At 58.0% G+C, this 12,800-nt stretch carries 16 protein-coding genes; 7 read left to right on the forward strand and 9 right to left on the reverse strand.

What is annotated here, in order from left to right:
• Positions 1 to 236 precede the first annotated feature (236 nt).
• The 4 genes from ACLF6L_RS15785 to ACLF6L_RS15800 form a co-directional block, all read right to left on the reverse strand.
• Complete coding sequence (locus ACLF6L_RS15785; RefSeq protein ID WP_412852817.1) at positions 237 to 464, reverse strand: plasmid partition protein ParG; 228 nt, start codon at positions 462 to 464, stop codon at positions 237 to 239.
• Positions 461 to 1,090, reverse strand: a complete 630-nt coding sequence (gene parA / locus ACLF6L_RS15790; RefSeq protein WP_238623232.1) for a ParA family partition ATPase — start codon at positions 1,088 to 1,090, stop codon at positions 461 to 463. The genes ACLF6L_RS15785 and parA overlap by 4 nt, the downstream gene beginning before the upstream one ends.
• Before the next feature lie 87 nt (positions 1,091 to 1,177).
• On the reverse strand, positions 1,178 to 1,564 hold the full coding sequence (locus tag ACLF6L_RS15795) for a type II toxin-antitoxin system VapC family toxin (protein WP_090255708.1): 387 nt from the start codon (positions 1,562 to 1,564) through the stop codon (positions 1,178 to 1,180).
• Positions 1,561 to 1,812 carry a type II toxin-antitoxin system Phd/YefM family antitoxin gene (locus tag ACLF6L_RS15800; RefSeq protein WP_090255710.1) on the reverse strand — a complete coding sequence of 84 codons (252 nt, stop codon included), beginning with the start codon at positions 1,810 to 1,812 and terminating at the stop codon, positions 1,561 to 1,563. The genes ACLF6L_RS15795 and ACLF6L_RS15800 overlap by 4 nt, the downstream gene beginning before the upstream one ends.
• A gap of 264 nt (positions 1,813 to 2,076) precedes the next feature.
• On the opposite strand from ACLF6L_RS15800, the gene ACLF6L_RS15805 reads away from it, so the two are divergent.
• Positions 2,077 to 2,295 (forward strand): antitoxin MazE family protein, encoded by a 219-nt coding sequence (locus ACLF6L_RS15805; protein WP_238623233.1) that lies wholly within the window; start codon positions 2,077 to 2,079, stop codon positions 2,293 to 2,295.
• A complete protein-coding gene (locus tag ACLF6L_RS15810) occupies positions 2,292 to 2,618 on the forward strand; it encodes a type II toxin-antitoxin system PemK/MazF family toxin (protein WP_238623234.1) in 327 nt (108 codons plus the stop codon). The genes ACLF6L_RS15805 and ACLF6L_RS15810 overlap by 4 nt, the downstream gene beginning before the upstream one ends.
• 20 nt (positions 2,619 to 2,638) lie before the next feature.
• Here the strand turns inward: ACLF6L_RS15810 and ACLF6L_RS15815 are convergent, their stop codons facing one another.
• A complete protein-coding gene (locus ACLF6L_RS15815) occupies positions 2,639 to 3,199 on the reverse strand; it encodes a tyrosine-type recombinase/integrase (protein WP_412852818.1) in 561 nt (186 codons plus the stop codon).
• Positions 3,200 to 3,410: 211 nt separating this feature from the next.
• Between ACLF6L_RS15815 and ACLF6L_RS15820 the strand changes: the two genes are divergently transcribed.
• Positions 3,411 to 3,602 carry a hypothetical protein gene (locus ACLF6L_RS15820; protein ID WP_238623236.1) on the forward strand — a complete coding sequence of 64 codons (192 nt, stop codon included), beginning with the start codon at positions 3,411 to 3,413 and terminating at the stop codon, positions 3,600 to 3,602.
• On the opposite strand, the gene ACLF6L_RS15825 is transcribed toward ACLF6L_RS15820, so the two are convergent.
• The gene (locus ACLF6L_RS15825) at positions 3,566 to 4,063 is read right to left on the reverse strand and encodes a tetratricopeptide repeat protein (RefSeq protein ID WP_412852819.1); all 498 of its coding nucleotides are present in this window, start codon (positions 4,061 to 4,063) and stop codon (positions 3,566 to 3,568) included. The genes ACLF6L_RS15820 and ACLF6L_RS15825 overlap by 37 nt on opposite strands.
• Positions 4,064 to 4,314: 251 nt before the next feature.
• Between ACLF6L_RS15825 and ACLF6L_RS15830 the strand changes: the two genes are divergently transcribed.
• The 4 genes from ACLF6L_RS15830 (at position 4,315) to ACLF6L_RS15845 (ending at position 8,105) form a co-directional block, all read left to right on the forward strand.
• The gene (locus ACLF6L_RS15830; protein WP_412852820.1) at positions 4,315 to 4,752 is read left to right on the forward strand and encodes a pilin; all 438 of its coding nucleotides are present in this window, start codon (positions 4,315 to 4,317) and stop codon (positions 4,750 to 4,752) included.
• 1,119 nt (positions 4,753 to 5,871) lie between these two features.
• Entirely contained in the window at positions 5,872 to 6,387 is a 516-nt protein-coding gene (locus ACLF6L_RS15835; protein WP_412852821.1) for a phage integrase N-terminal domain-containing protein, read from the forward strand.
• A gap of 36 nt (positions 6,388 to 6,423) precedes the next feature.
• A complete protein-coding gene (locus tag ACLF6L_RS15840) occupies positions 6,424 to 7,620 on the forward strand; it encodes an IS4 family transposase (RefSeq protein WP_412851734.1) in 1,197 nt (398 codons plus the stop codon).
• Positions 7,617 to 8,105 carry an integrase domain-containing protein gene (locus tag ACLF6L_RS15845; protein ID WP_412852813.1) on the forward strand — a complete coding sequence of 163 codons (489 nt, stop codon included), beginning with the start codon at positions 7,617 to 7,619 and terminating at the stop codon, positions 8,103 to 8,105. The genes ACLF6L_RS15840 and ACLF6L_RS15845 overlap by 4 nt, the downstream gene beginning before the upstream one ends.
• Positions 8,106 to 8,237: 132 nt before the next feature.
• Here the strand turns inward: ACLF6L_RS15845 and ACLF6L_RS15850 are convergent, their stop codons facing one another.
• The 3 genes from ACLF6L_RS15850 to ACLF6L_RS15860 form a co-directional block, all read right to left on the reverse strand.
• Positions 8,238 to 9,314 (reverse strand): DNA-binding protein, encoded by a 1,077-nt coding sequence (locus ACLF6L_RS15850; RefSeq protein WP_412852814.1) that lies wholly within the window; start codon positions 9,312 to 9,314, stop codon positions 8,238 to 8,240.
• 466 nt (positions 9,315 to 9,780) lie between these two features.
• On the reverse strand, positions 9,781 to 11,112 hold the full coding sequence (locus tag ACLF6L_RS15855) for a replication protein (protein ID WP_412852815.1): 1,332 nt from the start codon (positions 11,110 to 11,112) through the stop codon (positions 9,781 to 9,783).
• Positions 11,113 to 11,785: 673 nt separating this feature from the next.
• A complete protein-coding gene (locus ACLF6L_RS15860) occupies positions 11,786 to 12,673 on the reverse strand; it encodes a replication initiation protein (protein ID WP_412852816.1) in 888 nt (295 codons plus the stop codon).
• Positions 12,674 to 12,800: the final 127 nt, after the last annotated feature.

Below are 12,800 nucleotides of genomic sequence, written 5' to 3' on the forward strand. Positions count from 1 at the left end.
TCCACCTGTAACGGGGAATCTCTCCCCTTTTCCGCTGAATACCTCTTATTATTCAATAGGTTGTAGGTCATTAAAAGGAAAAGGAAAAGGACATAAAAGGGCCCGAGCGATCGCTTATAAGCCCCCATCTTGGATGCTTTGTGGATCTGTCGGGGAATCTCTCCCCCCTTGACGGTTATAAATAAAATTTCACCATGATGCGCGAGAAGCCCCCAGCTTTAGCCATGGGGAGGGTGTCAATTATTTCTGTATTTCTGTGAAATCATTTCTCTCACCACATCGGCCATCTTGGTGCCGTTGGCGGCACAGTCCATTTTGAGGCGTCGGTGCAGGTCTTCGGGGATGTCGATGGTGAGCCGCTTCATGCGGGGCTGATCCGTGCCTGTACGATCCTGCACCCACTCATCCGGGGTGGAGGCCTTCGCGGTTGGCTTGGATGAGAATGTCACTTTCTTGGTGCTCACTGCAGCATCTCCAGGAGTTCATTGGTCATGGCTTCTATTTCAGCTGAGGCCTGGCCGTTGGGTTCGGCCTCCAGAACGGACAGGCCTTGGGCAACCGCTTCGGCGAAGATCACCCGTTGGGTCAGGCTGGCATCGAGGACGGGTACGGGGTAGCCCCCCAAGGCCTCCCGCACGTCGCGCCCGATGGCCGTGTTTGTGATTTTGCGATTCACTGCAAATACGGTTTTCAGATCTTCCTTGAATACAGAGGCCTCATCCACCAGGGCAATGACCTCGTGGGCCGCCCAGATGTCATAGGGGCTGGGCTGCACCGGAATGACGACCAGCTGGGAGGCCATGATGGCCGATCGCGCGAGGTCGCTGACCCGGGGCGGACCGTCGATGACCACGTGATCGTATCCTCGGGACAGCTCCCCGATTTCCTTGTGAATGGTGGGACGGGGAAGCCCCACGACCGTGAACAGGGGATCTGCGGTGCGTGCGGCCGCCCAGTCCAGGGCGCTACCCTGGGGATCCGCATCCAGCAGAAGCACCCGGCCCCCGCGGTGTGCCAGGCTGGCGGCCGTGTTCACCGCCAGGGTAGTCTTGCCGACTCCGCCCTTCTGGTTCAAGAATGCGACGATCATGAAAAGCGCCTTTGATTTTTAGCGTGTTTAATTTTTTACAGAAATGCGCTTTTGCGTCAAGTTCCTTTCTGGTTTTGGACCTTGTGTCTAAACCAGCATGACCGGGCCGGGATAGCGGGCAACGGTCTCGTCGGCCGTCAGCAGCAGCACACCCTCGCTCTCGGCCTGTGCGACAAGCAGACGATCAAATGGGTCACGGTGGATGGGTGGCAGATGGTGGACGGCCAGGGCATGCGTGCTGGTGATCGGGAGTTCCGTGTAGCCGTTGTCGATCAGACCACGTTTCAGCCGGTGTGGATCCACCTGAAAATCCGAACGGCCCAGGCCGGCCTTAATCGTCACTTCCCAGAGACTGGCAGCGCTGAACCAGAGCGCATTGTTCTCGTCCATGAGCTTCTCTTTTGCCGTTGCTGACAGCCTCTCCGGTTGAGAGGCCGCCCAGAGCAGCAGGTGTGTATCCAGCAAAAGGATCATGAGGGATCTTCACCGCCAAACATCTCGGCGATTTCATCGCTGGCCATGGTGTCGAAATCGTCGGGAATCTGAAAGGCGCCCTTTAGAAAGCCAAGGCGACGGACTTTACTGGCCGATGGGGTGTCGATGGGGGTGAGCTTGGCGATGGGCCGTCCCGCCTTGGCAATGATCACGGTTTCTCCCTGCGAGGCACGGGCCAACAGCCGAGAAAGCTGGGTTTTGGCTTCGTGGATATTGACGGTATCCATGGGAGCATCCTGAAATGATTAAACTAGACTAATCAAGTTTAGTCATTTTACTTGGGGTTCACCAGCGTTGGCACTGTTTTCGCTTTAAATGTAATTTTCTTTTTTTAAAGAAATAAGTTTTTGATGAAATATTTATTTCATTAGTAAGAAGGCGAAGGCCGATACTCAGAAGGCGGTATGACAAGGAAGAATCGCACCCACAGTGTTACATGTAACGAGCAAAGACTGTATGATGTTGCATGTAACACCCATGGGAGACCCTGCATGGCGCATGTCAATTCAAGAGTTCAGAAGCACCGCAACACCCTTCGCATGGCCGGGTTGCGCCCAGTACAAATTTGGGTGCCGGATACGCGCCGCCCAAATTTCGCGGAGGAATGCCGTCGTCAGTCGCGCCTTGTCGCGCAAGCGGACAAGTCCGATACCGATATGCAGCACTTCATGGACGAAGCCTTGGCTGACCTGGACGGTTGGACGGAATGAGGCGAGGCGATTTTGTTGCCATCGCTATGCAAGGCGACTTCGGAAAACCAAGACCTGCCTTGGTGATCCAGGCTGACCAGTTCGACGAGCACACTACCGTTACCGTGCTGCCGATGACCAGCACACTTGTGGCGGCTCCCTTGTTGCGTATCACGGTTCAGCCTAATGCTGCAAACAGCCTGCAAAAGCCTTCACAGGTCATGGTGGACAAGGCTATGACCGTGAAGCGCGATAAGGTTGGGCCGGCCTTCGGACGCATCGATGCGGATGTACTGGTCGAAGTTGAGCGCTGCTTGGCCGTTTTCCTTGGCATCGCCAAGTAGGGTGTCCCTGGAAAAGGCCGTCAGAGGCAGAATTCATCCGCCAGTGCATGCACTTCCTCCTGGGTGATCCCCAGGTAGCGCATCGTCACCGCTGGACTGCTGTGGTTGAGGGTCATGCAGATCAGTTCGATGGGCTTGCCCGCGTTGTGCATGGCCCAGCCCCGGGTCTTGCGCATGCTGTGGGTGTTCAGCCGGAGGTCAATACTGCGCCTCTCCCCCACGGCCTTGAAGGCGCGGGACACCACGGACCGGGATAGGGGCTTGCCGAGTGCCCGGCCCCGGTTGCTCTCGCCCTGGAACAAGTAGACATGATCCGGGTGTTCCCGCCGGCGCCGGTCAATGACTTCACGGGCGGCGGCATTGATGCGGATGACCCGGCGCTTCCTGGTCTTCCCCTCGACCAGCTCCAGGGTATCGCCGGCTACCTGGTCGTAGCGCAGGCTGAGCAGGTCACTGATCCGCAGCGCGAGGTTAATGCCGATTTTCCAGATGTCGGCATATACCTGACCGTGGCCATCGGCCAAGGCGTACTCGATGCGCCGGATCTGCTCCGGGGTCTTGGCCGCTTCGACGCTGTTCATGGGGGTGGATCTCTAATTCATATAAATGCGTATAGTGCATAATGAGTGAAGTAGAGGTGGGGCGCAAGGGCGGATGTCAGGCGGAATGCGGGTTGGCTAATTCACACAATTAAATTTTGTGAATTAGAGGTGCGGCCAGCCAAAAGCGTATTAGCGTTAATACAGAAAGCTGTAATTGCGTAAATACATCGAAGCGCTTGGGAAATGATCGATGCAACCCATCATCCAATCCGACAGGGACCGCCACCAACTGAACTGGCTGATCCAGGAAAAGGGCGTGACCAAGGCGGCCATCGAAAATGCCGCGGACAGGATCGCCGCTCGGGGGCAACGGCCGTACCCCTCCAATATCCTCAAATTCTTCGGCTACCGGATCGAGGAGGCGGGGGATCCGCCGGCTTGAGCGCCTAACTGCCGCCCAGACTCTCCAGCTGCCGCTGGGAAATCACATGTCCCCCCCCCCCCCGCACGACGCAGCCACTCCAGCCCCTGGGCCTCGTCCTTCTCCACCCCATGTCCGGAAACATAGCACCGCCCCAACCAGTGCATAGCATCTGGATACTCCTGTGCCGCAGCCTTCCGTAGCCAGACTAATGCCAAGTCGTAGCGCTCCATCTCCATAAAGAGCAACGCCACATCGTTCTGAGCTTCCGCATCCCCCCTGTCGGCCCGGACAATTACCTCCTCGTCGTCAGGGGTCAGCGTCGTCGGAATATCCTCCCGGATGCAGGCCAGAGGTACGTACCCCCTTCCCAGATTCGCCAGCCGCGCCTGGCGCATCATCCCGATCCCAAGCCGGCGCCGCAGAGAGCGCCGGCTCAGGCCCGTCAGTTGTTCCGCCGTATCCAGCGTGACCTCATGCATTCAACCAACCTCAGATCCAGACAGAGAGTGAACCCATTAATGGCCGACTAAAAAAGTAAGCCATTATTTCACGGCCAACTAAATTGATCGGCCATTACGAATCATCCATTTAATGACCATTTATCCCGCTCAGGATACCACTGATCCGGATATAACCCGAAACATGAGACTGGCACGATCAATGCAAAAGTTAGCGCGAACTATCCGCGCCCGATAAGGGCGACCATCCCAAAACAGATGAGGCTTTGGATATGAAGAGACAATCAGGTTTTACCTTGATCGAACTGATGATCGTGGTGGCGATCATTGGTATTTTGGCGGCAATAGCTCTACCCGCTTACCAAGATTATACGACTCGAGCAAAAGTATCTGAGATTATTGGACTGGCAGCAGAGGCAAGAACAACTGCATCTGAACACTTCATGTCCATGGGCACTTTTGCTAACGCCCCTGTTTCAACAGATGCGGGCCGAAGCAATTATGTAAGCAGCATTACATATGTTGGTACAGGAGCAACTGGTGATGCTGATGCCACAGCGACCATCACATATGTTGTTGAAAATCTTGGCGGGGCCACCGGTAATGTTGTTTTTGTAGGAACTGGCACTGATTCTGGAGTTACTTGGAGCTGCACAACCAGCACGGTTCAACCTAAGTACCTTCCAGCTAATTGCCGCCCCACCACTTAATTAAAATCAGTTTCTTTAGGGCATGAGACGATAGTATCGTTTCTTGCCATATAGATCACTCGCATTATAACCCCGGTCACGCGCCGGGGTTTTTAATTACCATGACTTGAAAATCTCCTTACTCACAGCTACAGTAGATCCATACATTACCCGCTGGAGCCCATCCAGCACCCAAAAGCACCTGCGGACCGGGAAGAGGTGCATGGCCGATAAGGCCTTGGTCCATGCCACTATGGTGGCATTTCAAAGACCTGGATGCTTCAGACAACCATGAAGCTGCCCAGGACATAGGGCGAGGCAACTCAGTCCTGGAAGAAAGTCGGCTCAGGCCGCTTCAACTGCGCCTCCTCCCGGAGGTGGACGTACCTATACGGTACCGGGGTCCCTACCCCGTTAAGCAGTGATACAGCCCTTGCGGCTGGTCACTATCGTCGGCGGGAATGCTCCGCCGCGATGTTTCAATGCCGGCTGGCATCACGTCCACGCCCAAATAGCGTCTATCCCACAGGGTCAGTGCGCCCTCGAATAGCCTTGGCATGCCCCATGGCCATATCAACGGTGGCTGACTCATGCCTGGTTCCACTCTCGTGGGCCAGCAAATGCGTGCGTCACTTGCTCGCGCAAGCGAAAAGTGACGCACGTTAAAACCGCTCGCAACCTCATGATTCTCAATCAAGAATCGGGCGAAGCGAAAAATGACGCTGCTTTCCAGCACAGTGAAAAGCCTGGTTGAACCCGCGCGCAGGACGCGCGTGGGTGCCGCCAGCGCATCACCACGCCCTTTCACAGGGTGTTCAAACCTCTGCGAAAGGTCCGGCCCGGGCCTGCCGCACGACATGGATCCACCACTACGGATCGCTCATTACGGGTGCCCCTGATCCAGGGGCAGGGGAGCTACCGGCATCTGCCGGCGCCATGACCACGGTCACCGGCGTATCCCCCCACATCTCAACGCTGGTATAGCGCTGGGGGCTGGGCGATTCGGGCTGGCGTCTTTCTGAAAATAGGAAGACGGGTGGATTCATAAAATGAGCCGGGTATCGCATGACCGGTCCAGATCCTATTTACCAGCCCACTGCCCTGCCCCCAGCGCGCTATTAGCTTCGAGGGAATAGCGTGATGTCATTGCAAGAGTCGATGATCCGGGCCGCCCGCCAAGGAGGCGGGTCCACCAAAACCAGGGAGCACCGAGAACGTGTTGCACGAGATTATTCGAGTTTTTGCCGAGAAAGAAACATACAAACCAAGGACATTTCCAAAATCAAAGTAAAACATATTCAACAATACGCCGAATATATTAAGGAAAGGCTGAGTGTCAGAAGCGCGCAAAATCAAATGAGCGCATTGAGAAACATACTGCGATCAGCAGGTAGAGGAAAGTTTGCGGATCACAGAGATATTTCCAACGAGGCATTGAGAATCAAGGGAGGTAGCAGAATGGGAACCAAAACCGCACTTTCTCTAGAAAATTACCAGGCGGGCATTGAGAAACTCGAAGCACGTGGCAGCCATGGAGAAGCGGCCATACTCCGACTCTGGGCTATCCCCACGTTTTTGCGGGCGGAATTCCTTGTGAAACAGTGGGATAAGGGGAGGTGGGGGTGGACATGCACCGGCAAGATCGTGATTCTTTAAGGTGACGAAGCCAAAAAAGAGCCACGAAACACACCGATGCACGCCACGGACCTGATTCACGCAAACTTGGGGGTTGCTTGTCAATCCATTCACCGCACCCGCTTCAACGCGCTGCTGATCGCCACGGCGGCGGCTCTGGACGGGCAGACCACCTCGGTCACCGGTCTTGGCCGGGCATCGCAGCGAAAGATCACCGAAAAGGCGAGCATCAAGCAGATGGATCGGCTCATCGGTAACCCCAGGATGCATCGAGAGGCGGCGACGGTTTATCAGGCCATGGCTCACTGGCTGGTTGGGCAGGAAGAGCGCCCAGTGATCTTGGTGGACTGGTCGCCGGTGGCGGTGGATGAGAGCATTCACGTGTTGCGCGCCTCGGTGCCCGTGGGCGGCCAGGGAAGAACCCTGTACCAGGAGTGCCACCCTCAGTCCAAGTACGCTAACCGCGAGATCCAGGAGGACTTTTTGAAGCGCCTCTCGGAGGTCTTGCCCGCCGGAGTCCGCCCGGTGATCGTCACGGACGCCGGTTTCAAGAAACCCTGGTTTCGCGCCGTGGAAGCTTTGGGCTGGGACTGGGTGGGCCGAGCGCGAGGTCTGGTCCAGATGACGCGGCCAGGCGAGGACATCTGGCTCAATACCCGCGAATTGGGATGCTTGCTGGATGAAAATCAGCCGACCTTCATGGGTGCCTTTGCCATGACCCGCCACGATTCCCTGGAATGCCAGGTGTATGGCCTGCGCAAGCGCCTTCAGGGTCGTATTCATGCGACCCGGTCTGGCCGGCGCGCCCAGGCTGGCAAGAGTCGCGCGCATGCAACTGGGCAGAGAGAGCCCTGGGTCATTGCCACCTCCCTGCTTGGAGGGGCGAAGATCACCGACCGGGTGATAGCGCTCTATTCGCTGAGGATGCAAATTGAAGAGGATTTTCGTGCCAGCAAAAATGAGCATTATGGACTTGGCGTGAATCGTTCCCGCTCCCGCTCTGCGCAAAGATTTGATGTGCTGTTGCTGATTGCCGCCCTGGCCAGTTTTGCGGCCTGGTTGGTGGGTCTGGCGGCAGAGCATGAGGGACGCCACCGTCATTACCAGCCCAACACCGCGAAGCGACGGGTGTTATCCCATTTTTTCCTGGGCTTGAGAGTGCTGCGGCGAGAATCAGCCAACATCCTCGACGACACCTTACAGCGCATCAGATCGACCATACGAACCGTGTTTGCCGCCGGGATCCCTGCATGATTTCGTGGGGATACTCCAGACTCCGACTGCAACGGGAATTGGGTCTGCGCGCCACGGAAGCGATCATGTCAGTCCAGTCCATAAAACACTGGGAAAAGGAACTGAAAGCCGGTGCCGAAAAGATCACAGTCATACATGGAACGAAAGGTGGCCGTTTGCGAGAGGCCCATGTCGTTAACCGACATCGCGCGCTGCATGCCATTCAGCGCGCACGCCAAATCAGTCAGGCCCAGGGCGGCAAACTCGTGGTCACAAAAACTCCCAACCTTTCAGCAGCTCGAAGTCGTTATGAACGCGAGATGCGTGCAGTCGGCCTCCGCGGCAAACAATCCTCCCACAGCGCCAGATACGCCTATGCCCAAGATCGAATCCGGGCATACCAAGCCGCCGGCATGAGCCGAAAGGAGGCGGCAGCCGCGGCTTCCTGTGATCTGGGCCATGGCCCTGGACGCGGCCGGTACATTGAAGCGGTTTACTCACGTTGATCGAAGGCGGGGACCCGGCGATATAGCATTGAAATGGAACGCCAAGGTTCCCAGCCACACCCCGGGTGGCACACTGCTGGCCAGCAGTTTCTTGGCCGACTGGATCTTGCTGTCCACCAAAAACCACCGTTTTCAACGAGCCTTCCCCTGCAACCAATCCACCACCGACTTGAGTTCTGCCCGGGACTCCTCGGCCGCGGCAACACGGCCCCGCATCTCGGCCAACCCCTCACGGGCTTCCCGACTTTCCCATTGCGCCTGTTCCCTACCCGCCGTCGCTTCTTCCAGTAACTTGCGTAACTGATCCCGCTCGGCTCGGGCCTCGGCACCGGCTTCATGGGCCTGCCGGCTCTCCCTCTGCGCCTGCTCCCTGGCTGCTGTGGCCTCATCAAGCGCCTTGCGTAACTGATCCCGCTCGGCTCGGGCCTCGGCACCGGCTTCACGGGCCTCCCGACTCTCTCGTTGAGCCTGCTCCCTGGCTACTGTGGCCTCATCAAGGGCTTTGCGCAGTTGATCATGCTCAGCCTGCACCCGGGCCCCGGCCTCCCGGGCTTCCTGCAGCGACCGACGAGCCTGATCCCGTTCCTCCCGCACCTCCTCCAGGTCCTGCATGGTCGCCGTCATCATCCCTTTCAATTCGGCCAGTTGCTCCCGCGTCTGCTCCAGGTCCCCACGCACCCGGTCACGGTCAGCCGTCACTAGGTCAAGATCCCGGGCCTGCTCATCCACACGTTGCCTCAACTGGCCCAACTCTACCTGGGCCTGGTCCCGCTCCATCCCGACCTGTTCCGACGCCTGTTGTAGGGCATCGCGTTCACTCTGCAGGAGCTCCAGCTCCCTGGCTTGCTCCTCGAAGGCCTCCGCCAGCTCCTGGCGCATCTGCTCCATCTGCTCCCGCTCATGAGCATGCGCCTGCCGGGCCGCCTCCAGTGCTTCGGAAGCCAGTTCCTGGGCTACCTTCCAGGTCTCGGCCAGGGCACGATCATGAGCGGCTTGCACCGACTCAGGGATACTCGCCGGCGGCTCCTTCACCTGACGCAACAACTGCCGGCGCCACTCCCGCATCACAGCACTGGCATCATTCATGGAGCACCGGGCCTCTTGGCGCACGGCGTTGACGGTCGGGAGCAACTCCCGACCGGATGCCTCGTACAGGGCTTCGGCGGCGGTCAGGATTCGGTCTCGAATTTCACGGCTGATAGAAGACATTCCTTACCCTCAGCAATAGTAGTAATAAAAATAATATTACTATTATTACTATTGAACTTCAACAAGGTTCGCACGCTAATCATGCGGCGAGGCCGGCGCCCAGCAGCAGATGTGGAAGCAGATCGAACGCCTCAAAGCGTGGCAGCCGAAAGACGATCCTCACAATATAGAACCTGATGATCCCAGTTCTGGGCTGGGCCTTCGGCCCAGGGGACCGGCTGCTGCCAGTCCCGCTCGCCTGCTGGCTCGCCAAAGACCAATTTCACCAAAGAAGGGCCGCCCCGGCTCCGCCATGAGTAATACGCACGGACTTTGAACGCACTACCCCCCACCGGAACCCAGGACGCCCACAAGCGGACGGCTCAAACCCTCCTGGCTTCGCCATTAGTAATACGGACGGACCTGTCTCAAGGGTAACCAAGCACGAGCTATCAGCCCCCCTCCCCGAATCCCTGATCTACGGCAGTCAAACCCGCCCTGGCTCCGCCATTAGTAATACGGACGGACTTGTCTCAACCGCAGGCATTGGCTTGCCTGCGCGATACCAGCTCGCCCGGCTCATGCCGAGGGCTTCCCAGGGCTTCTGCCTGCTCAAGGATCGACTTTCGTAGGTTTTCCGGTCCATTGCCCCGGCAGCCCGCCGGCGGGCTGTATGGCGTTCCCTATCGCGCTCCTTGGCTATACCCCTTGAAACCAACGTGCGCAGCTTCCGCTGCTCGTCATCGGTGATCTGGAAAAGGTTGATGAGGGTGTCGTTCCGGGGCGTGTAGAGCGGCGGATACTTGCGCCCCTGGAACTCCACGGTTTCACCGGACTCATTGGCCCTGGCCTTCGCGTAGAGCGTCATCAGTTCCTGGCACCGGTAATTCCAGGCAGCGTCTAACTCACGGGCCAGTGCGGCTGCTTCGTGGTACATCAGGGTACTGTTTGTTGCCCCTGACAACAGGAGGAAGTTCAGGCGCCAGAAGAGATGCAGCATCCGCTCCCCTTCCACCACGCCCCCGCGCAGTTCAACCAGGTACCGCAAGTCCTCCAGGCGATCCCATGCCAGCTGGCGACCGGAAAACCCACGCAGGTTGCTGGATCTCCCCCCATCCAGGAGCTTGAGCTGCCGGCGTTCAATGCGCCTCTGCCTCTGCTCCTCAATCTCCTGGCGAGACAATGGCAGCAGGATTTCCGCCAGGTACTCAAACGAATACCGCACGGGATGCCCGTCTGGACCGGGCTCTACGTGAATGACACGGCAAATTTCCCCGCTTTTGCTGTTCACCGTATCCACCAGGCGCAGCACGCGGCTGGCGTCCTTGGCAGCCGGATCCGCCCCGAGGGTTGCCAGGCGATCCACCAGGAAACACTGGCAGGCATTCCACCGGGGCAGCGCCCGCCTGGGTAGAGTGCCTTCCAGCAGCCACTTGGCCTGGACACCACGGCCGCTGAAAACGATCAGGGAAGGTGGGGGGATGCCTTCTTCGTGGCAAAAGAACAGCACCGCATCTGCCAGTTGCTCCGGTGAGCGGCCCTGTGCCCAAGGCTGACGGTAGGTATCCATATCCACAAACAGCAGACACAGACGGGCCAGATTGACTACACGACGGTTGGGCTTGATGAACTCGGCCTGGGATAACCAGGTGTCCCGGGATGTGTCAATCAGAGACAGGACCCGCGGCATATCCACCATAGGGTGGGAAGACTGATGCTTACGCGCGCTTCCCACCAGGAGAGAGAAGAACCCGTACTTCTGGGTGTGGTAGGTACCGGCTTCTTCCCAGCGATCAAACAGTTCCAGTTGCTGGGCCATCACTGTCCCCCCACCAGATCGGGCCAGTGCATCGTTACCATGTGCCAATCCAAGCTTGGCGGGAGGTGTCGAAAACAGAATTTAGTGGTATCATTTTTTCGCACTTCTTCCTTCTGTGGGTCTTTCATAAGGACTTCCCAGGGGGGGATTGCCAGGCAGTGACCGCAAGGTTGCTGACTGGTGTTTCAAGGGCCCCGATGCATGCTCCGCCAAGAGTTACCTGCATCGGGGCTTTTTTATGTCTGACGCCTGATCCTACCTGATCTCTTTCGCTTTGCCGATTTTCCAGCGAGCACTTCACCATTTTCCCACAGAGAAAAGCGCGAAGTGCTCATCACGCATGCGGAAAAAGGTCGCCGTGACGAAAAATTCGCTCTTATGTGCCGGGATTAGGATCCAGGCCATCAGTAGCATGTGAGTCCCCCCGTATCCGGATGGCCCATAGAGCCATGCCTCAATCAACGATTTGAGAACATCTGGGATGCCACCGAGGCTCCGGCTTTCCACGGATTGATGGTTTTCAGCTCAGCTGAATCAAAAGGACTGACCGCGGCAGGCATCCTGATGGGGCGAAACTGAGATAAAGTCACCGCAGGCCTGGGGCTACCTGGGACCAGATCTGGGAAGCCTTCGCCGGCGGCTACCTGGCCGAGCTGGCTCGGCTCGTTGAAGTTTAGGTCGCAGCCTCGCCCGCCGCCTGCTTGGCTCTGACACGCTCGCCAAGCAGGCGGCGGGCGCAGTCCTCGTAGGACTCGCCGGGCTTCGCGCGCTGCTCAATCAATGCCTTGGGCACTCCATGGACCGAATCGCCACTCCTGCATGCCTTGCCGGGCAATGCTGGCCTCCCCTTGCCATTGGACGCAGGCGGCTTATCGGGAGCGGTGAAGCTGAACGCCAGGTGTGTGACCTTGCGGCCTGTCTTCCGAGCCTCCCACTTCACGCGGATGGGCGAGTGTTCGTTGATCTGCTTCGCTGCGGGCTCGATAACGTAGCGCCTCAGGTCTTTGTAGGCCGGGTACTTGTCCTCAATCCCCAGGCGCTGCCGCATCCAGTCGATGCCGATCTCCCGCGTCCCGGTGTCGCGCCACTGCATCAGCAACTCGTAGAGTCTGATCGCGTGGGAACTCGACATTCTGGCCACGTCTGACAGGGCATACCTGGTGAAGCGGCGCGTCAGCTCGGTTAGGTATGGAAGTATGTCCTTGCCAAAGCGGATCTCCACGCAGCCCTCGTGCTCTTTGTACTTCACCGACTGAACCCATCGCATTGTCATTTTCTCCGGGCGTCCGCCGTTGGGCTCCTCATATACCGTCAGGCGCCTGTCGAACAGGGTTTCCGTGGCGGATTTGAGTTCCTTGTAGGCGCTGTCGGGCCTGGAGCCGGCCAAGGTGGCGAGGTCTTTTGCCGTCACACGGTACATGCGCTCGTCCGTGATCGGCTGGCTGCGGTTCACCTGAGCAATGCAGGCGAGGATGATGCGTTGCTCCTGCAGGTTGAGCCGGTAGCTGGCCTCGATGAGGGCGTTGGACTTGTAGATGTGCGGCTCTGTGGGTGCGTCCATGAAATCCTCCGTTGCGGCTCCGAGGAAGGATGGCCGCCAATGGTGGAAAGTTCAACACGTTTCCACCTATTCGGGGAATCTCTCCACCCAAGAACGGGGAATCCCTCCACCTGTAACGGGGAATCCC

This window comes from Ectothiorhodospira shaposhnikovii (genome assembly GCF_047222355.1).
Classification (GTDB): domain Bacteria; phylum Pseudomonadota; class Gammaproteobacteria; order Ectothiorhodospirales; family Ectothiorhodospiraceae; genus Ectothiorhodospira.